Source organism: Nocardiopsis sp. KDC1DS13DA1, from assembly GCF_055632325.1.
This window is the reverse complement of the sequence record NZ_JBVMUY010000035.1, coordinates 81,203-105,775: the sequence shown is the minus strand read 5'-3', so window position 1 is coordinate 105,775 and position 24,573 is coordinate 81,203. Positions and strand designations below refer to the sequence as shown.

Here is a 24,573-nt window from a genome sequence, read left to right as displayed (position 1 = left end):
TACCAACCGCCCCGCGCACCGCGCGTCGAGCTCACTCACGAGGAACATCCAGTGGCCAAACGAATCGACGTCTCCGGACTCCACGTCTACTACGGCGACTTCCTCGCCGTGGAGGACGTGTCCATGACCATCGAACCGCGGTCGGTGACGGCGTTCATCGGGTCGTCCGGCTGCGGCAAGTCCACCTTCCTGCGCACCCTCAACCGGATGCACGAGGTGACCCCGGGCGCGTACGCGCGGGGCAAGGTACTCCTGGACGACCTGGACGTCTACGGCCCCGACGTGGACCCGGTGCTGGTCCGCAGCGAGGTCGGCATGGTCTTCCAGAAGGCCAACCCGTTCCCGACGATGTCGATCTACGACAACGTCATCGCGGGCGCCAGGCTGAACAACAGGCGGATGAGCCGCTCCGAGGCGGACGACCTGGTGGAGGAGTCGCTGCGCGGCGCCAACCTGTGGGAGGAGGTCAAGGACCGGCTGAACAAGCCCGGTTCGGGCCTCTCCGGCGGCCAGCAGCAGCGCCTGTGCATCGCGCGCGCCACGGCGGTCAAGCCGTCCGTGCTGCTCATGGACGAGCCGTGCTCCGCGCTGGACCCGATCTCGACGCTGGCGATCGAGGACCTCATTCACAAGCTGAAGGAGGACTACACGATCGTGATCGTCACCCACAACATGCAGCAGGCGGCGCGCGTGTCCGACCGGACGGCGTTCTTCAACCTGGCCGGTCCGGGCAAGCCCGGCAAGCTCATCGAGATGGGCGAGACCAACCAGATGTTCACCCGGCCGGAGAAGAAGGAGACGGAGAACTACATCACCGGCCGGTTCGGGTAGACGGGCCCTCCCCGCTCCGGCGCGGCCGGTGGTCGGCGGGTGGCCCGGTTCGGGCGGGCGGAGCCTCCGCCCTCCCGCGGCCGGTGGTCGGCGGGTGGCCCGGTTCGGGTAGATTTCCCCTCTGACCTCGGACAAGGGAGAACCCGTGCCCACACCTTTGGTGATCGACACCGACACGGCGCAGGACGACTGCGTCGCCCTCCTCGTGGGGCTGCTCGACCCGGCCGCCGACCTGCGGGCGATCACCATGGTCGCGGGCAACGTCGGCTTCGACCAGCAGGTGCGCAACGCCTTCCTCACGCTCAACGTCGCCGGTCGGCTCGGCGAGGTGCCCGTGCACCTGGGCTGCCGGGCGCCGCTGACCCGCGCGTGGGTCAGCGCGGAGAACGTGCACGGCGACGGTTCCGGCGGTCTGCGCATGGACCAGTCCGGCCTGGAGCCGGAGTCCGAGCACGCCGTGGACGCCCTGGTCCGACTGGCCGCGCAGCACCCCGGTGAGCTGTCGATCGTGGCGATCGGTCCCCTGACCAACATCGCCATGGCCGCGGCCAAGGACCCCGACTTCGCCCGCAACGTCGGCTCGCTGTACGTGATGGGCGGGTCCAACAACGGGCGCGGCAACATCACCGCCGCCGCGGAGTTCAACTTCTACGTGGACCCCGAGGCGGCCAAGGCCGTGTTCGCGGCCGGGTTCGAGGTGACGGTCGTCCCCTGGGACCCGCTGACGCTGCGCCAGGCCGTCTTCGGGCAGGAGCGCCTGGACCGGATCGCCGCCCTCGGTACTCCGCTCTCCGGTTTCTTCACGGACGTGTGCGCGGCGACCCTGGACTTCGACCGCAGCGTGGGCATCGACGGCACCACGCACCCCGACTCCCTCACCGCCGCCGTGCTGCTCCACCCGGAGCTGGTCCGCGGCTCCGCGCGCTACCACGTGGACGTGGAGACGGCGGGCGAGCTGACCCGGGGCTACTCGGCCATGTCCTGGGGCGTGCACGGCCTGGCACCGAACGCCACGGTGGTGGAGGAGATCGACGCCGAGGGCTTCTACACCTATCTCAGCGGCGTGCTGGCCACCGGGACCACCCCGGCCCGGGAGATCACCCGCGCCGGGTGACCGGCACCCGGAGAACACCGGTCCCGGGGCGCCGCGTCGGCGCCCCGGGGGTCAGCCGTTCTTGACGACGATCGTCTCGACCGTGTTCGCCACGTGTTCGAACGCGTCCGCGGCGGTCTCCAGCTCCTCGATCACGTCCTTGAGCTTGAGCACCGTCAGCGCGTCGTACTCGCCGCTGAACAGCTTGGCGAGCAGCTTGCGGTAGATCCGGTCGGCCTGGTTCTCCAACTGGTTGATCTCGATCCAGTACCGGGTGAGGTCCTCCAGGGTCCGCAGCCGCGGCATCGCCTCCGCGGTCAGCTCGGCGGCGCGCTCCAGGACCTCGATCTGGTCGATGATCCCCTTGGGAAGCCGCTCCAGTCCGTAGAGTCCGATCAGGTCGACCGCGGCCTCCATCGAGTCCATGACGTCGTCCAGGTTCGAGGCGAGGCGGTAGATGTCCTCCCGGTGGATCGGCGGTGCCGAGCTCTTGTTGAGCCGCCGCATGATCGCGTGGGTGGCGTCGTCGCCGGCGTGCTCGCAGGCACGCATCTTCTCGCCGATGGCCTCCCGATCGGCCCCGTCACTCATCAGCTCCACCAGCAGGCGGGCCGCGATGACCAGGTTGTTCGCCGAGTCGGTGAACATCTCGTAGTAACTGTCATCACGCGGGCGCAAGCGCAGGCGCACGTCGTTCTCCCGATGGTGCGGTGGTCTTCCTTCGTGGATGGTAAGTGTGCTGGCCAGCCGGTTGGCGCGGCGGCCCCGCGTGATACGGGTCCGGAGTCCGGCGGCTGGGGAGGCGGCCGGGCCGGTTCACCCCTCGTTCACCTGTTCAGTGTCGGTGCGCGGAACTCCAACCTGCGGGCGTTCCATCGCATTCCTCCCAGTCTCAGTGACATCGGGACGGTTCGGGACGCTACCGTGTCACGCCCCTGCTGGCCAGCGGTGCGCTGAGACAGGAATCACCCAAGCGTGCGGAGACCGGGGTACAGAGGCACCGGAGTTCCCCGATGTCCACCATCGGTCCATACCCCGGACATGGCAAGTATCCCTGTGGTTCACCGATCCGATACCCCCCTGTGGCCCGCCCGCCCGTCACCCGCCACCGCCCCCGACCGGTGCCGCCGGCGCGATGCCTTCCCTAGGCTGCTGTCCATGCCTTCCGCTCTGACCGCGAGCGCCGTACGGCGGCTCCGCGCGGCCCTGGACGACCAACTCCGCGCCCTGGGGGACCCCCCCTTCACGGGATCCGACGAGGAGGCCGCCGCGGCCTGCGCCCGCGCCGTCCTGCGCGCCGACAGCCCCCAGCGCGCGGCGGTCAAGGCCGCCGTGCGCGCCACCCTGGCCGTGCTCGCCGACCGCGCCCCGGGCAACAGCCTGGAGGTGCGCGTCCCCCCGCACGGGGCCGTCCAGGCGGTCGAGGGCCCCCGGCACACGAGGGGCACCCCGCCCGGTGTCGTGGAGACCGACCCCCTCACCTGGCTGCGCCTCGCGACCGGCGGCACCGCCTGGGACGGGGCGGTCTCGGACCGCTCCGTGCAGGCCAGCGGCGCCCGGTCCGACCTCTCCCCGTGGCTCCCCCTGTGGTCCGACCATCCCCCGGGTGGCACCGGGCCGACGGGCAGGCACTAAGCTGTGGGTGTGTCGTACTCCGACGGCCGGCTCTCCATGGACCTCGATCCGCTCGAACGCGGCCCGCAGGACGCCTGCGGTGTCTTCGGGGTCTGGGCACCCGGCGAAGAAGTCAGCAAGCTCACCTACTTCGGTCTCTACGCTCTGCAGCACCGCGGACAGGAATCCGCGGGCATCGCGCTGAGCGACGGGGAGCGGATCGTCGTCTACAAGGACATGGGGCTCGTCTCCCAGGTCTTCAACGAGGCGACGCTCGAATCCCTGAACGGCCACCTCGCGATCGGCCACTGCCGCTACTCCACCACCGGCTCCCCGGTGTGGGAGAACGCACAGCCGACCTTCTACTCGGCGCGTGAGGGCGGCCTGGCGCTCGGTCACAACGGCAACCTCATCAACACGCCGGAGCTGTCGGCGATGCTGCCGGACTCCCGGCGGGGCGCCACGACGGACACCGAGGTGCTCACCAACCTGTTGGCCGACCACGCCAACAGCGACCCCGAGCGCACCATCGAGGACGCCGCGCTGTCCCTCCTGCCCAAGGTGCAGGGTGCCTTCTCCCTGGTCTTCATGGACGAGCACACCCTCTACGCGGCGCGCGACCCGCAGGGCATCCGCCCGTTCGTGCTCGGCCGCCTGGGCGAGTCGTCCAACGCCGGGGGCTGGGTCGTGGCGAGTGAGACCGCCGCCCTGGACATCGTCGGCGCCACCCTGGTCCGCGAGATCGAGCCCGGCGAGTTCCTGACCATCGACGAACGCGGGGTCCGATCCCGCCGCTTCGCGCCCGCCCGCCGCAAGGGCTGCCTGTTCGAGTACGTCTACCTCGCCCGCCCCGACACCACGATCGCCGGGCGCAACGTCAACTCCACCCGCGTGGAGGTGGGCCGACGCCTGGCCAAGGAGCACCCGGTCGACGCCGACCTGGTCATCCCGGTGCCCGAGTCCGGTACGCCCGCAGCCGTGGGCTACGCCGAGGCGAGCGGTATCCCCTTCGCCCAGGGCCTGGTGAAGAACTCCTACGTCGGGCGTACCTTCATCCAGCCCAGCCAGACCCTGCGCCAGCTCGGCATCCGCCTCAAGCTCAACCCGCTGCGCGAGGTCATCGAGGGCCGCCGCCTCGTGGTCGTGGACGACTCCATCGTCCGCGGCAACACCCAGCGCGCCCTGGTGCGGATGCTGCGCGACGCCGGCGCCGCCGAGGTGCACGTGCGCATCTCCAGCCCGCCCGTGCTGTGGCCGTGCTACTACGGTGTCGACTTCGCCACACGCGCCGAACTCATCGCCGCGAACCTGACGGTGGACGAGATCGCGGAGTCGGTCGGTGCCGACTCCCTGGCCTACGTCGACCTCGACGAGCTCGTCGCCGCCTCAGAGGTACCCAAGAACGAGCTGTGCCGCGCCTGCTTCGACGGTGTCTACCCGATCGAGGTCGCCGACGACGCGCGGGGCAAGTACCTGCTGGAGAAGTCCTGCGGGACGCCCGAGGGCACCGGCCTCGCCACGAACAACACCTGATCGGGGCACGGCGGACGGGGGGTTCGCCGTGCCCGGGTTCCGGCGTGCCCTGACGGGGTTCGCCGTGCCCGCACCACCACCGAACACAGCACGAGGAGGGCTACGTGGCCCGGCCAGACAGCAGCACAGGGGCGACGGGCGCGTACGCGGCCGCGGGCGTCGACATCGCCGCGGGTGAGCGCGCCGTCGACCTGATGAAGAGTCACGTGGCACGGACCCGCCGGCCCGAGCAGGTCACCGACGCGAGCGGCTTCGCGGGTCTGTTCCGCCTGGACACGGGCAGGTACGAGGACCCGGTCCTGGCGACCTCCACCGACGGCGTGGGCACCAAGGTGATGCTCGCCCAGCAGTTCGACAAGCACGACACCATCGGCATCGACCTGGTGGCCATGGTCGTCGACGACCTGGTGGTCAGCGGCGCCGAGCCCCTGTTCATGACCGACTACATCGCCTGCGGAGCGGTCGTCCCCGAGCGCATCGCCGAGATCGTCGGCGGTATCGCGGAGGGCTGCCACCAGGCCGGGTGCGCCCTGATCGGCGGGGAGACCGCCGAACACCCCGGTGCGATGGAGCCCGACGAGTACGACCTCGCCGGTGCCGGGACGGGTGTGGTCGAGGGTGCGGCCATCCTCGGCCCGGACCGGGTGCGCGAGGGCGACGCGGTCATCGCGATGGCCTCGTCCGGACCGCACTCCAACGGGTACTCGCTGGTCCGCGACATCGTGCACCGCGCCGGGCTCGACCTGCACGCGCGTGTCCCGGAGCTGGACGGCGTCCTGGGTGAGATCCTGCTCACCCCGACCCGGGTGTACGCCAAGGACTGCGTCGCGCTCACGGAGGCCGTCGAGGTGCACGCGTACTCGCACATCACCGGTGGCGGACTGGCCGCGAACCTGTCCCGGTCACTGCCCGACCACCTGGACGCGGAACTGGACCGCTCCACCTGGGCGCCCGCGCCCGTGTTCGGCTACCTGGCCGACAAGGGGGACGTGGCGCGGGACGACATGGAGGCCACGTTCAACATGGGCGTGGGCATGGTGGCGATCGTCGCGGCGCGGGACGCCGAACGCGCCCTCGGTGTCCTGGCCGAGCGCGACGTCCCGGCCTGGCGGCTGGGCGAGGTGACGGCCGGTTCCGGTCGGGCCCGCCTGGGCGGCGAGTACCGGAGCGCGTGAGACGGGGTTCACACCGGCTCCGAACATAGCCGGTGCGAACCACGAGCGTGGTTCGCACCGGCTATATCCACCTGTCCACCGTGGCCCCCGCCTGGGGGACCGCCGGGTGGCACAGGCCTGCGGTTGTTGTCCGAGCGACCTGCTGGACCCGGAAACGGCGACTACTACTTGTCGGAGTCCGAGTACTTGTCGGCAAGATCCGCGTAACGGTCGATCAGCTCGTCGTGAGGATCCGCGTAGTGGTCGTCCGGACCAGACGATCCGGAGGGAGACCCCTCGTCCTCAGCGACACCCAGCTCCGACCGCAGCCGATCAAGATCGGTCCCGCCGGTGCTGTACTTGAGCTTCCGGGCGACCTTCTGCTGCTTGGCCTTGGCTCGGCCGCGCCCCATTGGCTCGACCCCCTCAACGATTGGGTTCCGACGAACCCCAGATCACTTACTAACCCGCGGTAACGGGCTGACGGCCGTCAAACGCGACTGACGACCAGCGTCAGCGTACGTACACGTACAACCGTACCTGGTCGCACCCCACCCTGCCTACGCCACCCGGGTGTGACGGGTGTGGTCCGCGTCCGAACGGCGGTTCTGACGAGGACTTCCGCGGTGGGTGTCACCCACAGCGATGTGTGCCACGATGCGTTCGTGCTGCCCTACACCGCTTACCTACGGGTCTATCAGCCGATCGACGCGTTCTCTCCGCGTGACCGACGGTACTGGGAGGAGTACGCCGCCTCCCCCGACCGGCCCCGGCGGGTCGACGCGCTGGCCGCCGAGCACGCCGAGAGCCTGAACAGGCTCGTCACCACTCCCCCGGTGGTGGCCCCGGCCGAGGAGAGCCGGGACGCCTACCTGCGCCGGGTGGACGGGCGGCTGTACGTGTGCCCGTGGCAGACCCGGCTGCGTTCGTGGCGGGCGTTCACGGAGTTCACGAACTCGACCCCGCTCCTGGTGAGCGCGGCGTTCGTCCCCGAACACGAGGCGGACCGCGCCGAGGAGGGCTACCGGGAGTGGCGGGAGTCGGGCGCCGCGGCGCGTCCGGGCATCCTGTCGAGCAACTGGACGATCCCGGTGCCGTGGTTCGTGCCCTTCGAGGACGCGGAGCGGTGCCTGGTCCTGTCGACCGACACCACCCGCGCCCTGCTCTACCTGACGCGCGTGTCACAGGCCAGGCGGCGGCTGGAGCACACGGTGGCGGTGCTGCGCGAGCGGATCGGCGATCACGCGGTGTCGTCGTCGACGGAGCGGCTGGTGGACTGGCTGGCGCTGACCGCGCACCCGGACGCGCTGCTGGAGCTGGACTACGGGGGCCTGCCGCACCTGCTGGACGACGAGGCCCTGGGCGGGGACCGCTCGGTCGGGGAGGTCTCCGAGGCGGTGGAGGCCCTCTCCAGCGGCGACACGGAGCGCGTGATGAAGCTCCGCGGGCGGCTCCTCCGGCGCTGGAGGTCGGTGCGCGCCCTGCAGCACGCCAACTGAGGGTCACGGGTTGCCCAGCTTTTCGTGGACACCGACCCCCGGAATGTCGCGACCCCAGACCGTGACGCTCGCCACGCCACGCCGTACGGCAACCTGGTACGCCAGGTTTCTTCGCGAGCACGGACCGACTTTCCGCACGTGACAACGGTGCGAGCCCGGACGTCATCCCCGCACGGCACCAAGTCTGGTGAAACTGGGCATAACGCCCGTTAGGGATCAGCGTAGACTGTAGCCGTTCCATCACTGAACGCACTCTGAGTAACGACGAAACCCCTGCCACGCGGGAGATCCCCGCGATCCGCCCGTCGACCGGGGCGGACGGAGGACCGCTCCACTCCAGCGGCCGACGCCCGCCCGCCCAGCGGCTGACCAGGGCGTCAGCCCACCTCCCCCCAGCCCGAACCACTGTTTTCGGTCAGGACCACGTAGCAGTTCGGACGCTCCGGATCGAGAAAAACGAGGCCGGAGAACGAAGTTTTGACCGAATACGCCACATGCCACTAAACGTGTCGCTAGAATCACTTAGCGTGACGCGGCCACGGGCGGCTTTCTTGGCCTCCCACGTGCAAAGTTGCTTGGAGTGGTCGCGCTATCACCTCGGGTGATGCCAATATGGACCCAGTGGAAATATTGGACATCCGGGCCAAGCGCCAGGAATAAGGCTCAAGGATCGGCACACAGATCCAGGAGGAGAGGCCGTACACATGTCAACTCGCACGCCCGAGGCGGAGCCCCTGTTGACCCCCGCCGAGGTTGCCACCATGTTCCGCGTGGACCCCAAAACCGTGACACGCTGGGCCAAGGCGGGCAAGCTGACCTCGATCCGCACCTTGGGCGGACACCGCCGCTACCGCGAGACTGAGGTCCGCGCCCTGCTGGCCGGAATCCCCAACCAGCGTACGGAGTGATCTCCCCGGTCTGTGCCGATTCCGGGGGGAACGGTCGGACGGGCTCCGGCTACTGACACTGACACAGGCGACGGGCGGGTTTCCGGGGGACGGGCCCGCCCGTCCCCCACCACCGCCCGGCGGCCGCTGCACGGCGGCGCGGGACACCCTCGAACGACGCCCCCGGCGCGGATCCCACCCTCGCTCTCCCCCTCCCGCGCTCCCGGCCTTTTCGTTGACAGAACGTTCAATCAACAAAGGGGAGCCCGTGGGCACACGCGACGCACAGGCGGCCTGGCGGCGCGAACGCATCCTCGACGCGGCACTGGAGGTCTTCGCGGAGCACGGGATCGACGGAACGCCGATGAAGGAGCTGGGCAGGGCGGCCGGTGTCGCGCCCGGGCTCGTCTACCACTACTTCGAGGGCAAGGAGGCGGTCGTGACCGCCCTCCTCGCCGAACGCGGCTTCCTGCCCCGCCTGCGCGCCCTCCCGGCCCCCGGGAACCACCGACCCGCCGCCGAGGCCCTCGTCGAGGTCCTCACCCGCTTGCGCGAGGTCCTCTCCGACAACACCCCCCTCATGCGCCTGTTCTTCGCCGCCGCCCACTCCCGTCCGGCCGTGCGCGACGCGCTGCACGAGTTCACCGAGGTCGGTCGGGGGCTGCTGCGGGAGCGCCTGGAGGCCCGCGTCGAGGCGGGCGAACTCCGGCCGCACGACACCGCCGCCGTCGGCGCGGCCCTGTTCTCCGCCGTCGCCCTCGCCCACCACACCCGCGCACCGCTCGATGTCGGGGCCCTCGTGGACGCGGTGCTCACCGGGGTCGTCGCCCGGCCCGCCAGCGGGTATCCCCCAGACGAGGAGTGAGGGACATGCGTGAGCTGAGCACCCGGTGCTGTGTCGTCGGCGGCGGCCCGGCCGGGATGACCCTCGGCCTCCTGCTCGCCCGGCAGGGGGTGGACGTGGTCGTCCTGGAGAAGCACGCCGACTTCCTGCGCGACTTCCGCGGCGACACCATCCACCCCTCCACCCAGGAACTGATCCACCAGCTCGGCTGGGACGAGGAGTTCCACCGCCTCCCCCACGCGCGGCTGGAGCGGATCACGGTCGACCTCCAGGGGCGGCCGGTGACCTTCGCCGACTTCCGGCGGCTGCGCGTGCACCACCCCTACGTGGCGTTCATGCCCCAGTGGGACTTCCTCGACTTCCTCGCCGCGAAGGGCCGGGAACTGCCGTCCTTCCGGCTGCTGATGTCCACGGCGGGCACCGGGCTCGTGATGTCCGACGGCAGGGTCACCGGAGTGCGCGCCTCGGACGCGGACGGCGACCTGGAGATCTGCGCCGACCTCGTGGTCGCCGCCGACGGACGGCACTCGGCCCTGCGTGAGCAGGCCGGGCTCGCCTCCGTCACCTTCGCACCGCCGATGGACGTCCTGTGGCTGCGCGTCTCACGCGACCCCGCCGACTCCGTGCCCTTCTTCACCGCGAGCGGCCGCGGGCTCGTGTCCATCGACCGGGGCGACTACTGGCAGTTGGCGTACCTGATCCGCCCCGGCGGTTTCGCCGACGTGCGCCGCGAGGGGCTGACCGCCCTGCGGGAGGGGATCACCGAACTCGCGCCCGCCCTGGCGGACCGGGTGGAGGAGATCGCCGACTGGGACGACGTGCACCACCTCGCGGTCCGCGTCGACCGGCTGCGCCGCTGGCACCGGCCGGGGCTGCTGTGCATCGGCGACAGCGCGCACGCGATGTCCCCCGCCGGCGGGGTGGGGATCAACCTGGCGGTGCAGGACGCCGTCGCGACCGCCAACATCGCGGGCCCGAGGCTGGCGGCGGGCACGCTGGAGGAGGACGACCTCGCCCGGGTACAGGCGCGGCGGATGTGGCCGACCCGGGTCACCCAGACGCTCCAGATCGCGATCGGCCGCCGGCTGTTCCGCCCGGACGGGCACAAGGTGCTCAACGTGCCCCGCGGGAACGACGGAGCGCGCGTTCCCGCGTTCGTACGCCTCTTCCGGTGGTTCCCGGCCCTGAGCCGCGTGACGGGCCGCCTCGTCGGCATCGGCGTGCGACCGGAGCGCCTCGCCCCGGAGCGGGTCCGGGTGTGAGACGGGGCGGCCGCGGCGGTGCTCCGCCGCGGCCGCCCCGTGCTCCAGGCTCCCCGGTCAGTCCCCGATCCGGTCGTCCATCGCCGTGGTCCGTTTCCGGGCGAGGAAGGTCGCGGTCGTACCGCCGCCGACGGCGACCACCGCCGCGACCACGAGCGCGGCGAGCGAGCCGCCCGTCGTCGCCAGCCGTCGGTCCGAGGGGTCCTCGGTCCGGGTGGGCTCCGGGGAGGGGTTCGGGGTGGCGTCGGCCGTGGGGTCCGGGTCGGGGCTCGCCGTGGGGTCCCCGTCACCCGGGTCCGGGGAGGCGTCCGGGTCGTGGGCCGACCCCAGGACCCGCGCCTCCGCGAGGTCCACGACCAGGCGGCCGCCGTCCTCGCCGTCCTCGTCGCCGACCTGCACCCAGGCGGTCAGCCACGACCTGACGCCCCGGCCGTCCCAGCCCTCGTCCTCGTCCTCGAAGGTGCTCCGGTTGACCGAGATGCCGACGCTGACCCCGACCTCCTCGATCACCGCGCCGTCGGCGTCCAGGAAGGCGACGCTGTCGTCCACCACGTAACCGTTCTCGCTGTCCTCCACGTCCCGGAGGTCGACACCGGAGGCGGACAGCCGCCCGTACTCCAGGGACGCCTCCGTGCGGCCGTCGAAATCCGCGGAGGCGGTCGACACCACGTCGGAGAGGCTGAAGCCGACCGTGTCGGCCGAGCCGGACCGGGATGCGGAGTTGTTCTCGTCCAGGTACACCACACCGTCGCCGGCCGCCGAGGGGCTCGCGGACGGCTCCGAACCGGCGGAGGGGGACCCGGCCTCCGGCGACGTCCCGTCGCCGCTGCGCGCCCCGCTCGGGGGCCCGGAGGGGTCGTCCGAGGAACCCGCCGAGGGGTCGGCCGCCGTGGGTGTGGCCTCAGGGGCGGAGGGGGAGGCAGTGGCGTCCGGTTCCCCAGCGGTGTCGGAGTCCTCCTCCGTGTCGCCGCCGGGTGCGGCGGCCGTGCTCACCGGCGCCCATCCCTCAGGAGCCTCGACCAGCCCGAGGTCGACGAGGTCGGCCGCGCCGAGGCGGACGGTGGCCGACTCCAGGGTGGTCGTGGCGTGGGCTCCGTCGGAGTCGACCGACGCCTCCGCCGCACCGCTGACCGCCGCGTAGTCGGCGAGGGGCCCGAGCAGGACCCCCGCGGCGGCGGTGTCCTCGATGTCGTCGCCGAAGCTGGTGGCCGTCGCGTGCGCGGCGAGGAGGTCGCCGCCGGCCGCCCTCGCCTGGGCCGTGCCCCAGACGAGCGCGTCCGCTCCCGCGGGGGTGGCGAACACGGCGCCGAACACGCCCAACGCGGAGAACAGGGCACCGGCTCCGAGGAGTCGGCGAGCGGTCAACTTGGGGGGAGTCACCACGACACTCCTGTCGTCTCAGGGGGATGCCGGTCCCGACTCCCTCCCGGGGCCACCGCCGGTGCGGTGGTGGATGGGGGCCGGTCGGCCGGGGGGAGAAGGCGAGGGACGGGGGTCGGTTCGGTCGGAGGGCCGACTCGTCGTCCTCACTTCCTCAACGACCAGACAACGGTGGACGTCCACGGGAAGTTCCACACCGCCGACCGTACAACGCGCAAGGGCCCCGGGGGCGTCGCCCCGGGGCCCTCAGGCCCGGATCAGCCGATCCGGCGCCTCGTCGGCTCTCGTCGCTGCGATCAGCCCTCGCTGGACTCGTCGGCGGCGGTCGCGGTCTTCCTGCGGCGCGCGAAGAAGGCGGCCAGGCCACCACCGGCGGCGATCGCGGCACCCGCCGCGATCAGGCCGGCGACCGGCGAACCGGTCTGGGCGAGCGGCGCGGCCGTCTTGGGCTCGGGCGCGGACTCGGGGGCCTCGTCCTCACGGGCCGGCGGGTTCTTGTCGTCACCCTTGTCGCCCGAGTCGTCCTGGCCGTCGTCACCACCGTCGTTGCCGTCGTCGCCGCCGTCCTCGACGGTGGCCACGGCCGCGGTGGTGCTGCCCAGGAAGTAGGTGACCTGGAACTCCTCGACGTCGAACGACACGTAGAGGTCGGTGACGCCGTCGTTCCAGGTGACACCGTCGGACATGAACGAGTCCGTGTAGTGGTCGGCGGAGACCCAGGCGTTCCCGGTGGAGCTGCCCTGGTTGAGCGAGTAGGAGATGTCGCCGTTCCAGTTCTGCGTGGTGGTCACGCTCGCACCGGTGACGCTGACGTCGGCGATGATCCCGTCGCCCGCACTGGTCAGGGTGGAGTTGGACTCGTCCAGCTCGATGACCTCGTTGGCGGGCTCCTCGGAGGTCGCGGGCTCCGAAGCCGGGGCCTGCTCGGCCGCGGGCTCCTCGGCCGCGGGCTCCTCGACCTCAGCCTCCGTCGCGGGCTCCTCCGCGGCGGGCTCCTCGACCTCGGGCTCCGTCGTGGGCTCCTCGGTCGGCTGCTCATCCGCGTCGGAGGGCTCCTCGGAGGGCTCCTCGTCCGTGTCGGAGGGCTCCTCGGTCGGCTGCTCGTCCGCGTCGGAGGGCTCCTCGGAGGGCTTCTCCGTGGGCGGCTCCTCCTCGGGGATCTCGTCGAAGCACTCCTGGGTGAGCTGGACACGCGCGCTGTTGATCACGGTCGTGGCGGTCACACCGTTGGCGCCCACCGTCGCGGTGGTCTCGGTGTCGAGGGTGAAGCAGTCCTCGATCTGCCCGGAGAAGGAGTCGGAGACGCTCTGCGAGGTGGTGACGTCGGTCATCACCTCGGCGGCGCCGCCCGAGGCGGTGGCGTAGCCCCAGCCGTAGCTGGTGTCGGCGGCCGCGGGAACGGCGGTGGCGACGGTGAGCGCGCCGAGGGCGGCGAAGGTGGCGCCACCCTGGATGATACGGCGCGCCGCGAAACGGGCAGTGTTCTTCAAGTCAATCCTCTTCGGATCGGCCCAACCCGCACTGTCGGGTTGGCCTGGCCGCGCGCTCCGGCGCCCTGGGGGCAGAGGGAATCGGACCGCGAAACGGAACCAGGGGCTAATGGGGGACGGGAGGCGACCTGGACGGGCGCCTCCGCAGGAACAGGGGGTCGCGGCGGCTTCGACGTGCGCGGACACGAACCGCCCGGACGGGGACCACATCCCGTTCCTTCATCTTGAGCATACTTCGACCGAATAGCCCGATTCACCCGAAAAACCATTACAGAATGGTCACATCAAGCACTTTAACACCCTGGGTAACCATTCATGGCGTATTTTCGGATTCTTTGTGGAATGCGTAAACCTGGTGCCGTGACGCGCGTCCCAACAATGGGCGCGTCGCTCGTGAACCGCTCCGTTCCGGGCCTCCCGGACCCGCGGCCCGGCCTCCGCACCCCGCCGAACCGCTACGTTGTGGGGCATGCCCGTCTCCGCCTCGGCTGGGCCCGTCGGCCGACACCGCCTCGTGCTGTCCCTGACCGCCCTGGCCCTGCTCCTCGCCCCCGCCTGCTCCGCCTCCTCCGACGCCGCGTCGGGTGACGGCCCCACCGCCGCACCCCCGCTTCCCGCACCCGAGGACGGCGACGGCAACGGCGGCGGGAACGACGGCTCCGACCGCCCCGAGGACGCTTCGGCGGGGGGAGGCCCGTTGAGCAGCCGGGTGGTCGTCATCGACCCCGGCCACAACGGTGGCAACGCGGCGGCCCCCGACGAGATCAACACCCAGGTCCCGGCGGGCCCCGGGGAGAAGTCCTGCGACACGGTGGGGTCGGAGACCGCCGACGGCTACGCCGAGCACGAGTTCAACTGGGAGCTGTCCCTGCTCGTACGCGACCGGCTGGAGGCCGACGGCGCCACGGTCGTCCTCACCCGGGACGACAACGAGGGCGTCGGGCCCTGCATCGACGAGCGGGCGCGGATCGGCAACCAGGTCGACGCGGACGCCGCCGTGTCCATCCACGCCGACGGCGGACCGGAGTCCGGGCGCGGCTTCCACGTGATCGCGCCCGGCGAGGTCGCCGGCTTCACCGACGACATCGTGGAGCCGTCCCTCCTCCTGGCCCACGACCTGCGCCGCGAGTACCGGGACGGCACCGGCATGCCCTACGCCGACTACCTCGCCGACGAGGGTCTGGACGAGCGGACGGACCTCGGCGGCCTGAACATGTCCGACGTTCCCAAGGTCTTCCTGGAGGCCGGAAACCTGCGCAACCCCGAGGACGCCGACCTCCTCGCCGACCCCGGGTGGCGGGAGGCCGCGGCGGACGCGATCGCCCGCGGAGTGGCCATGTACCTCCTGCGGAGCTGACCGGCCGGGGCACCCCTCCGGCCGACGGCGTCCGCTACCGGCCACGCGCGCGGAGCGGCCTGGTGAACGGGACGGGCCTGTCGCCATAATGCGGGGATGAGCTCCCTCGCACCCCTGCCCTATCCCGCACCGCCGTTCGACGTCGTCCTGCGCGGCTACGACCAGCGCACGGTCGACGCGCTCGTCAGACGGGCGTACGCGACGCTCTCCGACGGAGCCTTCCCCGCGGGCACCTTCTCCCCCCACTACGTCCTCGGAGCGGACGGCGTCACCCCGATCACCGCCGAGGAGCTGCGCGACGCGCGGATCGACGTCGTCCTGCGCGGCTTCGACCGCGCGCAGGTGGACGACCTCCTGCGCTCCCTGGTGGACCACCTCGCCGAGGCCGAATCACTCAATGCCCGGGGATGACCCTCCTGAGAACCTCCTGAACTGCACAATGGGGACCATGCCTCTGACACCGGCGGACATCCGCAACAAGAAGTTCCACACGGTGCGTCTGCGCCCGGGGTACCACGAGGAGGACGTCGACGACCTGCTCGACCGGATCGAGGCCACCCTGGTGGCCCTGGAGGGCGGGCCCCGGACCGCACCCCTGCTGACCGCGGACGACGTGCGCAACTCGCAGTTCCGGACCACCCGGCTGAGCCCCGGGTACCGGGAGGACGAGGTGGACGACTTCCTCGACGTCGTCGCCGCGGACCTGGCCGGACGCGGGCTCGGCGGTCCCGGCGGCCACGGGGGGCCGCCTCCGCTGCCGACCCACCCCTCCCCCGGCACGGCGCACGACCGCGGCGGGCACGAACCGGCCGCCCCGTACGGGGACCGGCATGAGCACCGGCCACGGCTCACCGCCGCCCACATCAGGGAACAGCAGTTCGCCACGACCCGCCTGACCACCGGCTACAACGAGCAGGAGGTCGACGACTTCCTGGACCGGGCCGAGTTCACGATGGACGTCCTCCAGCAGGGCCGCCCGGACCGGGCCACGCTCACGTCCACGGAGGTCGAACGGGTGCAGTTCGCCACGACCCGCGCCCGCCCGGGGTACGACCCGGCGCAGGTGGACCGGTTCCTGGACGTCCTCGCCGAGGAGCTCAGGCAGTACGAGGGACGCTGAGACGCCGTCCGTGACCGGACACGCCGTCCCCGGGCAACCCCATACCCAGGGCAGCGAAAAGTAATATTCCGTTACAGGGAGTAGCGAGCTTCCGCTGTACACGGATCCGCGGCCCGAGGGGAGGCGGGATGCCACACGCGACACCCCCGGGCGGGGCGCCCGCCCGCGCGCACCACGGGGCACCGTACTGCTCACCGACGGTGGCCCCGGGGTTCGCGCACGCGTGCGCGGGCGGCGTCCGGTCGGCCGGTGCGTGCGGACACGGAGCCGGGGAGCCGGACGAGGAGCTCGTCCCGGCCAGGGCGCACCCGTGGGAGGCCCCGCTGCTGGCGGTGTGCGTCCTGGTGGGGGCGGCGCTGAGCGCGGCCGCCGTCCACACCCTGTGGACGGTGACGGGCACGTGGACCTGGGCGGCTCTCGCGGCGGTCGCGGTACCCGCCGCCTGCTGGACGGCGCGGGGCCTGCGGTACGCCCGCGAACGCGCCGAGTCGGTCAAGATCTCACCGACGCAGTTCCCCGAGGCCTACCGGTCGGTGGTGACGCTGTCCTCCGCGATGGGGCTGGCCCGGACCCCGGAGGCCTACGTCCGGCCCGTGCGCGGCGGCGTCGGCGCCGACGCCGCCGCGCACGGACTGCGGCGGTACCTCGTCCTGCCGATGGAGCTGTTCGGCCCGGACGGACGTCCGCGCGATCCGGACGTGCTGGCGTTCCTCGCGGCGCACCAGATCGGGCACCTGGCCGCCGGGCACACGTCGTTCTGGCGGAGGGTGGCGACGCTGGCCGCGGACCTCGTGCCGGGCCTGGGCGCGGCCCTGGCCCGGACCATGGAGTACACCGCCGACAACCACGCGTACACGCACCACCCGGAGGGCGCGCACGCCGTCCGGCTCTCCGCCGCGGGGCCCGACCTGTACCCGCGGGTGAACATGGGCGAGATGGCGGACCGGGCGCGGACGGACCGCGGGGGGTCGCTGCTGCTGTACCACCTGTTGACCCGGCGCCCGAGCAACACCCGGCGGATGGCGGCGCTGCGTGACCGGCGGAGGCGCGGCCGGGTGTTCCTGTGACCCCCGCCCCGGCCGGGGCGGGGGTGTGCGGACCGCGTCCCCGCGGCGGCGTGACGGAGTCCGGCACCGACGGGTTCAGCCTCGGAGGACTTGACGCATTCGAACGCATGTTCGATAAACTGTACGCGTGAGTCTTCTGAACGAACAGATCGACGTCCGCTCCACCAGCGGTGGGCACCCCGCCAGGTTCACCTGGCGCGGCCACACCTTCCGGGTGCGCAGGATCATCGGCGACTGGCCCGCGCGGGCGGAGCGGCCCGGCATCCCCGCCACGCAGACCCACCTGCTGCGGGTCTCGGCGGAGTCGGAGTCCGGTGAGCCCAACATCATCGACATCACCCGCGACGTGTCCTCCGACCACTGGACGATGCGCCGCAGGTGGCACTAGGGCGGAGTTCTCGGGTCCTTGGCCGCGCTTCGGACCGTGTCCGGGCGCCCCGAACAACACCCGCCCGGGAGGTGACCGTTCCAAGAAGCACGGCCCGGGCCCGAACGTGTGACCGCCCTTCCCGCCGTCCGGGGGAAGGGCGGTCACACGTTCGGGGAGCGGGGCACCACGGGTGGGGACCACCGGGGCAGGCCCGGGAGGTCCCCGCCCGGGCGCTCACGCGGTTCCGGCACGGGAGCGGTCAGGGGACCAGCGGTCGGACCTCCTCAGCGGCGAACCGCACGAAGCCCTCGGGGGCCGGTTCGTCGGCGGTCGGTTGGAGGACCACCGTGTCGGCCCCGGCCTCCGCGCGGCGCCGGACGGCCTCCGCCACGGCATGCGCGTCCCCGGCCACCGCGATGTCCGGCACCGAGGCGACCCCCTCCCGTTCCAGCTCCGCGGCCAACCGCTCGGCCGCGCCCGGCCCGGTCGCCGCGAGCAGGTAGGACACCACCGGGTGGTCAACGGTCCGTCCCGCCTGCGCACGGCCCTCGTCGATGAGCCGGCGGGCCCGCCGCACACCGTCGGTCCCCACCCCCGCGTCGAGGACGGTCCCGTCCGCGGCCCGCCCCGTCAGTCGGAGCGTGCGCGGCCCGCGCGCACCGGCCAGCAGCCGGGGCGGGGTCGGCGGCGGCCAGTCCAGGGCGACGTCGTCGAGGCGGACGTAGCGGCCCTCCGTCGTGACGCGCTCGCCCCGCAGCAGTGCCCGCAGCGCCGTGAGGTGCTCCTCCAGCAGGGTCAGCGGCGAGTCCGCCCTCGCGCCGACCTGCGCCATCCAGCCCTGGACGCCGTGTCCGACGGCCAGGTGGACCCGGTCCGGGAACAGGCGGTACAGGGTGGCCGCCTCCATCGCGGTCAGCGCCACGTTGCGCAGCGGCACGGGGAGCAGGCCGACGCCGATCCGCAGGCGTTCGGTCCAGGCCAGCGCGGCTGCCGCCGTGGCGACGCCGCTCTCCAGGAAGCAGTCCTCCCACAGCCAGAGTTCGTCCAGTCCGGCCTCGTCCGCGGCTCGGACCACGGGGCGCAGGCGCTCGGGGGGCAGTTGGGGACGGAAGACAGCACCGAGTGTGGTCATGGGAGCGTTCCTACCGCCCCGGCGTCCGACCGCGCAACGGGGTTACCGCCCCCGCGCACCGGTCGGGTCGAGGTGGAAGTGGGGCTCGGCCCGGTCCTCGCGGGCCCAGGCGATGCGGTCCAGGATGCGCTGGGGCATCTCCGGCAGGTCGGCCAGCGGGAACCACCGCACGTCCGACGACTCGTCCCCGGAGGCGTCCGGTTCCCCGCCGACGTAGCGGCAGCGGAAGGCGATGTCGAGCATCTGCACGACGTCGCCGTTGGGGTAGGTGTAGGGCTCCTGGGCGACGACGCTGGTCATCCGCTCGACCCCGACCGTCAGCCCCGTCTCCTCCCACACCTCGCGGACGGCGGTCACGGCGGGCTGTTCGCCCGGTTCGAGGATGCCGCCGGGCGTGCACCAGCGGCCGTCGTCGAGACGCTGGTGCAGGAGCACGTGGCCGTCGAGGAGCACCACCGCCGTCACCCCGGTGAGCGGCAGGAGTCCGTGGCCGACGTGGCGGCGCAGTTCCAGGATGAAGTCCGGGACGGGCATGCTCGGCAGCCTATCGGTGACGGGGCGTGAACGCGGGAGCCGCGGCCGGGTGTCAGCGGGACCGCGCCGCGCGGAGTTCGGCGTACTCGTGGGCGAGGACCGACATGAGGACGGCGTCGTGCCACTCGCCGTCCCAGTACAGGTGGTCGCGCCAGACGCCCTCGCGGACGAAACCGGAGCGGGCGTAGGACCTCAGGGCGTTGGTGTTGAAGTCGAACACCTGGAGGGCCACCCGGTGCAGGCCCGCCACGGTGAAGGCGTACTCCAGGACGAGGTCGGTGGCCTCGGTGCCGTAGCCGTTGCCGGTGAGGGTCATGTCGTTGAGGGCGATGCGGTAGTCCACGCCGCCGTTGTCGGCGTCGAGGTCGATGAGTGCGCAGTCGCCGACGCAGCGGTCGTCCTCGTTGCGCAGGATCACCCAGTCGGCGCGGTCGACCTGGGACGGGCGCGAACGGGCCCAGTCGCGGACCTGCCGCTCGGTGAACGTGGCGTGGGTGCCGGTCAGACGGCGCACGTCGGGGTCCGGGTCGGTGAGGACCGGGACGAGGTGTTCGCCCGTCCGCTCGTCGAGGGGTTCGAGCCTGATCCGCTCCCCGATGAGGGCGGGCTGGTCGCGGAAGACGTCGGAGGGCACCATGCCCGGGATCCAACCACGTGAACGGGGTCCGGACCAACCGGTTTTCCTCCGGTGCCGCGCCACCGGAGAAGGGTTTCCCGACGCGGCGGGACCGCTCTGGATGCGCCGGAGCGGACTCGGTTAACGTACCGGTGGCACGCGGGCGGCGCCGAACGGTTCCGCGGCCGCGAGGCCCGGCCGAAGACGTTCCCACAGCCACAAGGAGTACCCATGCTCGTCGCGTTCTCAGTGAGCCCCCTGGGTGAGGGGGAGTCCGTGGCGGAGGCCGTCGCCAGGGCGGTGAGGGTCGTCCGCGACAGCGGTCTCCCCAACCGCACCGACGCGATGTTCACCACCGTGGAGGGCGAGTGGGACGAGGTAATGGACGTCGTCAGGCGGGCGGTGGAGGCGGCCGGTGAGGGCGCCGCCCGGACCTCGCTCGTACTCAAGGCGGACATCCGGCCGGGCGTGGAGGGAGCGCTCGACGGGAAGGTGGCGGCCGTCGAGGAGCACCTCCGCGACATGTGACCGGGGCGGGCGGTCCGCGCAGTGCGGTCGGGGTCGGCCCGGCGTGGTGGTGCACCTCGGTGCCCACCACCCGGGCGGCGCTCACCTCCCCCGGGGCGGCCGGGGCAGGAAGGCGCTGGTCCGGTCGGCGTACTCGGCCCAGCCGGGCCGGTCGGACATGTACTCGTCCAGCAGCCGCTGCCCCGACCCCCGGGTGAGCAGGTAGGTCATCACCGCCAGGGAGGGCAGCGTCAGCAGCACCCACCAGGACCCGCAGGCGACCAGGAACAGCCCCCACCACACGCAGGCGTCCCCGAAGTAGTTGGGGTGGCGGGTCCACGCCCACAGGCCCCGGTCCATGATCCGCCCCCGGTTGGCGGGATCGGCCTTGAACCGGCGCAGCTGGGCGTCGCCGACCGCCTCGAAGGCGAACCCGAACAGCCACAGGGCCACCCCCGCGAACGCGACCGGGCCGAGCTGCGGCGACACGTGCGCGGAGACCTGGACCGGCAGGGAGATCAGCCAGATCAGGCCGCCCTGGAGGAGGTAGACCATGCGCAGGGCGTAGGCGTCGCGGCTGCCGGGCGCGCGGGACAGGAGACGGTCGTAGCGGGGGTCCTCCCCGTGGCCGAGGGCGCGCGTACCGATGTGGAGCGCGAGCCGGACGCCCCACACCGCCGTGAGGGCGAACAGCAGCCAGGCGCGGGCGGGGTCGGCGGTCGCCAGCAGGGCGCTGAGCCCCGCGACCACGACGAAGCCGATCCCCCAGGCCACGTCGATGACGCTGTGCCGCCCCACCCTCCTGCCGATGACGAAGGTGACCAGGACCAGGGCCAGCAGGGCGGCCGCGGTGGCGGCCAGGTTCACACCGAGCGCGGTCACGGCGGTCACGCCCTCCGTTCCATGACGAACTGCTCGACGTCGATCATCCCCGCCCGGAAGCCCGCCTCGCAGTAGGAGAGGTAGAAGGTCCACATGCGGTGGAAGACGTCGTCGAAGCCGAGTGCGGCGACCCGGTCGGCCGCGCCCTCGAAGGCCTCGCGCCACAGGAGGAGCGTGTCGGCGTAGTCGGCGCCGAACGCCGTCCGGTCGACGATCTCCAGTTCGGTGCGCTCCCGCAGTTCGCGTTCGATCACCGTCGCCGAGGGGATCAGCCCGCCCGGGAAGACGTACTTGTGCATCCAGGTGTAGGACCCGCGTGAGGCGCGCATCATGGCGTGCCCCATGGTGATGCTCTGGAGGCCGACCCGCCCGCCGGGGCGGGTCAGGCGGCCGAGCGCGGTGAAGTAGACGGGCCAGTAGAGGTCGCCGACGGCCTCGATCATCTCCACGCTGACCACCGCGTCGTAGGCGCCGGTGACGTCCCGGTAGTCGCACAGCTCGATGGTGACCAGGTCGGACAGGCCCGCGGCGGCGACGCGTTCGCGGGCCAGGTCGCGCTGCTCGGCCGAGAGCGTGACCGAGGTGACGCGCGCCCCGCGGCGGGCCGCGCGCAGGGCGAGTTCGCCCCAGCCGGTGCCGATCTCCAGGAGTTCGGTGCCCGACGTGACCCCGGCGCCGTCGAGGAGGCGGTCGATCTTGCGCCCCTGGGCCCCGGCGAGCGTGGCGCGGGTGCGCGGCTCGCCGGGGGCGAACAGGGCGCTGGAGTAGGTCATGGTCGGGTCGAGGAAGGTGGCGAACAGGTCGTTCGACAGGTCGTAGTGGTGGCTGACGTGCCGCTTGGCGCCGCTGCGCGTGTTGCGCTCGGAGGCGGGCCGCCGGGGGAGGGTGACGTGCCGGAGCGGCTGGAGGGGGCGCGGGACGAGGTCCTCGTAGACGTTGGCGAGCGCGGTGAGCAGCCCGACCAGGTCGGGGGAGTCCCACTCGCCCGCCATGTAGGACTCGCCGAGGCCGATCAGACCGCCGGTGGCCAGCCTGCGGTGGAAGGCGTCCGGGTCGTGCAGGAGGAGGACGGGGGCCTGGCCGGTACCGGTGGGCTCGCCGTCGCCGACGTGCACGTGGACGCCGAACCGCTCGGCCACCCGCCGGGTGAGCAGCCGGGCCAGGCGGGAGCGGACCCCGGCGGCGGGAACCCTCGCCACGTCGGGCCAGCGCCGGGTGTCCACGGTGGGGGTCGTCGGTGTGCTGATCGTGTTCATCGTGTGTGTCCTGCCTGCTCGTGGGATGCGTGGTCGTCGGACACGCGGGACTCGTGGGGCTGGACCGGGAGGCCTCGGAGGTAGAGGCCGATCCCCTGGATCCTGATCCGCAGCGCGTCGGCCAGGGGGGCGACGGGGTGGCGCAGGGCCAGCCGCGCCAGCGTCGCGGCGTTCGCGGGCCGGTGCGTGCCGTGCACGGAGGCGGTGAAGGGGGGCCGCCCCTCGCGGTGCAGGGCGACGGTGAGCGCGAGCCGCTCCCCCGGAGGCGGGAGGCTGAGGCGGTAGTGGCCCTCGACCCGGTTGAAGGGGGACACGTGGAAGACCTTGTCCACCTCCGCGCGCCCCCGCGGGTCGGTCTCCAGGAGGTAGCGGTGGCGGCCTCCGTAGGTGTTGTGCACCTCGGCGACCACGCACCGGAGGGAGCCGTCGCGGTCGTGGCACCAGTGGACCGTGAGCGGGTTGAAGACGTGGCCGAGCACCCGCGCGTGGGCGAGCATCAGGATCCGGCCGCCGTCCAGGTCGACACCGTGGTCGGCGAGGAACGCGTCGAGGTCGGCGCGCAGGGTCGGCGCCGTGCCGGTGCCGTGGTCGGCGGCGCGGAAGTCGCACCACAGCCGCAGGGGCCAGGGGGGACGCGGGACGTCGTCGAGGTCGACGAGCCAGTAGTAGGTGCCGTACGCGAAGGCGTTGCGCACCGGTTCGGCGCGTACGTGGCGGACGGTGGCCTCGTACAGCCCCGGGACCGGGACCGTGCTCACCAACGCACCCCCAGGCTCGCGGCGGCCACGACGCCCGACCGGCACCCGTCCTCGTGGAAACCCCAGCCGTGGTGGGCGCCCGCGAAGGCCACGAGGCCGTCGTTCAGCTCGCCCAGCCGGCGCTGCGCGGCGACGGACTCCGGGGTGTAGACGGGGTGGGCGTAGTCCATCTCGGCGATGACCGCGTCCGGCTTGACCGACCCCTCGTCGTTGAGCGTGACGACGTACTGCTCCTCGGCGCCCAGGCGCTGGAGCCGGTTCATGTGGTAGCTGACCCGCACCGGGTCGCCGTCGGGGTCGCACGAGGCCAGGCGGTGGTTCCAGCTCGACCACGTGCCGTCGTCACGCGGGAGCACGGAGGTGTCGGTGTGCAGCAGGGTGCGGTTGCGGGAGTAGCGGAAGGCGCCGAGGACCTCGCGCTCGGTGGAGGTGGGCGCCTCCAGCAGTTCCAGGGCCTGGTCGGCGTGGGTGGCCACGACCGCCGCGTCGTAGTGCTCCTCCTGGTCGTTCACCCGCAGCCGGACCCCCGAGCGGGTCCGCGCCAGTGCGGTGACCCGCGCTCCGGTGCGGACGCTGTCCAGGTTCTCGGCCACCCGCTGCACGTAGACGCCCGAGCCCCCCGTGACCGTGCGCCACTCGGGCGAGCCCCACACGCTGAGCATCCCGTGGTTGGCGAGGAAGGCGAAGAGGTAGCGGGCCGGGTAGTCCAGCGCGGTGCCCGACGGGCACGACCAGACCGCCGACACCAGCGGCAGCAGGAAGTGGGCGACGAAGTAGGGGCGGAAGCGGTGGGCGCGGACGAAGTCGCCGAGGGTGGGCTCCCGGAGACCGGCGTGGTGCCGTACGCGCAGGACGCGCCGGGCGGCGCGGTGGAAGCGGGGGATCTCGGTGAGCATGTGCGCGAAGGCGGGGCCGCGCCCGGACCGGCCGGGCAGCAGGGCGAGCGGTCCGCGCGCGCCCGCGTACTCCAAACCGCAGCCCTCGCAGCTGACCGACATGCTCATCTCGGTGGGCTGGGTGGCCACGCCGAGTTCGTCGAACAGCCGCAGCAGCCGGGGGTAGGTGCGGCGGTTGTGCACGATGAAGCCGCTGTCGACCCGGGTTCCGGGGCCGGACCCGACCTGGTGGGTGTGCGCGTGTCCGCCCAGGCGGTCGTCCGCCTCCAGCAGAGTGACCCGGAACTCGTCGCGCAGTACGTGCGCCGCCGTGAGCCCGGCGACGCCCGCTCCGATGACCGCGACCCGCCTGCGCTCGGATGTGTTCTGGCCGGTGACCATGCGTCCTCTCCGCTCGTCCTCTCGTGGGGCGTGGGGTATTCGGAGCGAACGCCGGGGCCGGATTGCCCGCCAACTGATCACGGAAGGATCACAACGTGGGGGTGTCGGCG

At 72.3% G+C, this 24,573-nt stretch carries 26 protein-coding genes; 15 read left to right on the top strand and 11 right to left on the bottom strand.

What is annotated here, in order from left to right:
- Positions 1 to 51: 51 nt before the first annotated feature.
- Positions 52 to 831 (top strand): phosphate ABC transporter ATP-binding protein PstB, encoded by a 780-nt coding sequence (gene pstB, locus ACTVAJ_RS23280; RefSeq protein ID WP_470390364.1) that lies wholly within the window; start codon positions 52 to 54, stop codon positions 829 to 831.
- Positions 832 to 976: 145 nt separating this feature from the next.
- Positions 977 to 1,945, top strand: a complete 969-nt coding sequence (locus tag ACTVAJ_RS23275; RefSeq protein ID WP_470390363.1) for a nucleoside hydrolase — start codon at positions 977 to 979, stop codon at positions 1,943 to 1,945.
- A gap of 51 nt (positions 1,946 to 1,996) precedes the next feature.
- Here ACTVAJ_RS23275 and ACTVAJ_RS23270 read toward each other — a convergent pair whose 3' ends face one another.
- A complete protein-coding gene (locus tag ACTVAJ_RS23270) occupies positions 1,997 to 2,614 on the bottom strand; it encodes a DUF47 domain-containing protein (protein ID WP_470390362.1) in 618 nt (205 codons plus the stop codon).
- A gap of 468 nt (positions 2,615 to 3,082) precedes the next feature.
- Between ACTVAJ_RS23270 and ACTVAJ_RS23265 the strand changes: the two genes are divergently transcribed.
- The 3 genes from ACTVAJ_RS23265 (at position 3,083) to purM (ending at position 6,246) form a co-directional block, all read left to right on the top strand.
- Positions 3,083 to 3,559 (top strand): sterol carrier family protein, encoded by a 477-nt coding sequence (locus tag ACTVAJ_RS23265; protein ID WP_470390361.1) that lies wholly within the window; start codon positions 3,083 to 3,085, stop codon positions 3,557 to 3,559.
- Positions 3,560 to 3,568: 9 nt separating this feature from the next.
- Complete coding sequence (purF, locus tag ACTVAJ_RS23260) at positions 3,569 to 5,071, top strand: amidophosphoribosyltransferase (protein WP_470390360.1); 1,503 nt, start codon at positions 3,569 to 3,571, stop codon at positions 5,069 to 5,071.
- A 104-nt stretch (positions 5,072 to 5,175) separates the two neighbouring features.
- Positions 5,176 to 6,246: a phosphoribosylformylglycinamidine cyclo-ligase gene (gene purM / locus ACTVAJ_RS23255; protein WP_470390359.1), complete on the top strand. Its 1,071-nt coding sequence runs from the start codon at positions 5,176 to 5,178 to the stop codon at positions 6,244 to 6,246.
- A 164-nt stretch (positions 6,247 to 6,410) separates the two neighbouring features.
- Here purM and ACTVAJ_RS23250 read toward each other — a convergent pair whose 3' ends face one another.
- Positions 6,411 to 6,638 (bottom strand): DUF3073 domain-containing protein, encoded by a 228-nt coding sequence (locus tag ACTVAJ_RS23250; protein WP_470390358.1) that lies wholly within the window; start codon positions 6,636 to 6,638, stop codon positions 6,411 to 6,413.
- A gap of 252 nt (positions 6,639 to 6,890) precedes the next feature.
- Here ACTVAJ_RS23250 and ACTVAJ_RS23245 point away from each other — a divergent pair, with 252 nt between their 5' ends.
- The 4 genes from ACTVAJ_RS23245 to ACTVAJ_RS23230 all read left to right on the top strand — a co-directional run bounded on the left by ACTVAJ_RS23245 (position 6,891) and on the right by ACTVAJ_RS23230 (position 10,717).
- Positions 6,891 to 7,724: a DUF8083 family protein gene (locus ACTVAJ_RS23245; RefSeq protein WP_470390530.1), complete on the top strand. Its 834-nt coding sequence runs from the start codon at positions 6,891 to 6,893 to the stop codon at positions 7,722 to 7,724.
- 704 nt (positions 7,725 to 8,428) lie between these two features.
- Positions 8,429 to 8,632, top strand: coding sequence for a developmental transcriptional regulator BldC (bldC, locus tag ACTVAJ_RS23240; protein ID WP_017600591.1), 204 nt, complete (start codon positions 8,429 to 8,431; stop codon positions 8,630 to 8,632).
- Positions 8,633 to 8,879: 247 nt separating this feature from the next.
- On the top strand, positions 8,880 to 9,476 hold the full coding sequence (locus ACTVAJ_RS23235) for a TetR/AcrR family transcriptional regulator (protein ID WP_470390357.1): 597 nt from the start codon (positions 8,880 to 8,882) through the stop codon (positions 9,474 to 9,476).
- 5 nt (positions 9,477 to 9,481) lie between these two features.
- Positions 9,482 to 10,717: an FAD-dependent oxidoreductase gene (locus ACTVAJ_RS23230; RefSeq protein WP_470390356.1), complete on the top strand. Its 1,236-nt coding sequence runs from the start codon at positions 9,482 to 9,484 to the stop codon at positions 10,715 to 10,717.
- A gap of 57 nt (positions 10,718 to 10,774) precedes the next feature.
- Here ACTVAJ_RS23230 and ACTVAJ_RS23225 read toward each other — a convergent pair whose 3' ends face one another.
- Both ACTVAJ_RS23225 and ACTVAJ_RS23220 read right to left on the bottom strand, forming a co-directional pair.
- On the bottom strand, positions 10,775 to 12,097 hold the full coding sequence (locus ACTVAJ_RS23225) for a hypothetical protein (RefSeq protein ID WP_470390355.1): 1,323 nt from the start codon (positions 12,095 to 12,097) through the stop codon (positions 10,775 to 10,777).
- A gap of 296 nt (positions 12,098 to 12,393) precedes the next feature.
- Positions 12,394 to 13,587, bottom strand: a complete 1,194-nt coding sequence (locus ACTVAJ_RS23220; protein WP_470390354.1) for an LPXTG cell wall anchor domain-containing protein — start codon at positions 13,585 to 13,587, stop codon at positions 12,394 to 12,396.
- Between the two features lie 469 nt (positions 13,588 to 14,056).
- Between ACTVAJ_RS23220 and ACTVAJ_RS23215 the strand changes: the two genes are divergently transcribed.
- From ACTVAJ_RS23215 to ACTVAJ_RS23195, 5 genes are all read left to right on the top strand, one after another.
- Positions 14,057 to 14,944 (top strand): N-acetylmuramoyl-L-alanine amidase, encoded by an 888-nt coding sequence (locus tag ACTVAJ_RS23215; RefSeq protein ID WP_470390353.1) that lies wholly within the window; start codon positions 14,057 to 14,059, stop codon positions 14,942 to 14,944.
- Positions 14,945 to 15,040: 96 nt separating this feature from the next.
- Entirely contained in the window at positions 15,041 to 15,355 is a 315-nt protein-coding gene (locus ACTVAJ_RS23210) for a DivIVA domain-containing protein (protein ID WP_470390352.1), read from the top strand.
- Positions 15,356 to 15,383: 28 nt separating this feature from the next.
- Positions 15,384 to 16,064: a DivIVA domain-containing protein gene (locus ACTVAJ_RS23205; RefSeq protein ID WP_470390351.1), complete on the top strand. Its 681-nt coding sequence runs from the start codon at positions 15,384 to 15,386 to the stop codon at positions 16,062 to 16,064.
- 128 nt (positions 16,065 to 16,192) lie between these two features.
- On the top strand, positions 16,193 to 17,131 hold the full coding sequence (locus ACTVAJ_RS23200; RefSeq protein ID WP_470390350.1) for a M48 family metalloprotease: 939 nt from the start codon (positions 16,193 to 16,195) through the stop codon (positions 17,129 to 17,131).
- Between the two features lie 127 nt (positions 17,132 to 17,258).
- A complete protein-coding gene (locus ACTVAJ_RS23195) occupies positions 17,259 to 17,519 on the top strand; it encodes a DUF6504 family protein (RefSeq protein WP_470390349.1) in 261 nt (86 codons plus the stop codon).
- Positions 17,520 to 17,760: 241 nt separating this feature from the next.
- Here ACTVAJ_RS23195 and ACTVAJ_RS23190 read toward each other — a convergent pair whose 3' ends face one another.
- Genes ACTVAJ_RS23190 through ACTVAJ_RS23180 form a run of 3 tightly spaced genes read right to left on the bottom strand, consistent with a single transcriptional unit; the run spans position 17,761 to position 19,804 of the window.
- The gene (locus ACTVAJ_RS23190) at positions 17,761 to 18,633 is read right to left on the bottom strand and encodes an LLM class flavin-dependent oxidoreductase (protein WP_470390348.1); all 873 of its coding nucleotides are present in this window, start codon (positions 18,631 to 18,633) and stop codon (positions 17,761 to 17,763) included.
- A gap of 42 nt (positions 18,634 to 18,675) precedes the next feature.
- On the bottom strand, positions 18,676 to 19,167 hold the full coding sequence (locus ACTVAJ_RS23185; protein WP_470390347.1) for an NUDIX hydrolase: 492 nt from the start codon (positions 19,165 to 19,167) through the stop codon (positions 18,676 to 18,678).
- 52 nt (positions 19,168 to 19,219) lie between these two features.
- Complete coding sequence (locus ACTVAJ_RS23180) at positions 19,220 to 19,804, bottom strand: GNAT family N-acetyltransferase (RefSeq protein WP_470390346.1); 585 nt, start codon at positions 19,802 to 19,804, stop codon at positions 19,220 to 19,222.
- 210 nt (positions 19,805 to 20,014) lie between these two features.
- Between ACTVAJ_RS23180 and ACTVAJ_RS23175 the strand changes: the two genes are divergently transcribed.
- Positions 20,015 to 20,311, top strand: coding sequence for an MTH1187 family thiamine-binding protein (locus ACTVAJ_RS23175; RefSeq protein ID WP_470390345.1), 297 nt, complete (start codon positions 20,015 to 20,017; stop codon positions 20,309 to 20,311).
- An 81-nt stretch (positions 20,312 to 20,392) separates the two neighbouring features.
- Here ACTVAJ_RS23175 and ACTVAJ_RS23170 read toward each other — a convergent pair whose 3' ends face one another.
- Genes ACTVAJ_RS23170 through ACTVAJ_RS23155 form a run of 4 tightly spaced genes read right to left on the bottom strand, consistent with a single transcriptional unit; the run spans position 20,393 to position 24,463 of the window.
- The gene (locus tag ACTVAJ_RS23170) at positions 20,393 to 21,181 is read right to left on the bottom strand and encodes a DUF1295 domain-containing protein (RefSeq protein ID WP_470390344.1); all 789 of its coding nucleotides are present in this window, start codon (positions 21,179 to 21,181) and stop codon (positions 20,393 to 20,395) included.
- Positions 21,178 to 22,428, bottom strand: a complete 1,251-nt coding sequence (locus tag ACTVAJ_RS23165) for a class I SAM-dependent methyltransferase (RefSeq protein ID WP_470390343.1) — start codon at positions 22,426 to 22,428, stop codon at positions 21,178 to 21,180. Before ACTVAJ_RS23165 ends, ACTVAJ_RS23170 begins: the two co-directional genes overlap by 4 nt.
- Positions 22,425 to 23,186: a DUF1365 domain-containing protein gene (locus tag ACTVAJ_RS23160; protein ID WP_470390342.1), complete on the bottom strand. Its 762-nt coding sequence runs from the start codon at positions 23,184 to 23,186 to the stop codon at positions 22,425 to 22,427. The genes ACTVAJ_RS23165 and ACTVAJ_RS23160 overlap by 4 nt, the downstream gene beginning before the upstream one ends.
- Positions 23,183 to 24,463: an NAD(P)/FAD-dependent oxidoreductase gene (locus ACTVAJ_RS23155; RefSeq protein ID WP_470390341.1), complete on the bottom strand. Its 1,281-nt coding sequence runs from the start codon at positions 24,461 to 24,463 to the stop codon at positions 23,183 to 23,185. Before ACTVAJ_RS23155 ends, ACTVAJ_RS23160 begins: the two co-directional genes overlap by 4 nt.
- Positions 24,464 to 24,573 lie beyond the last annotated feature (110 nt).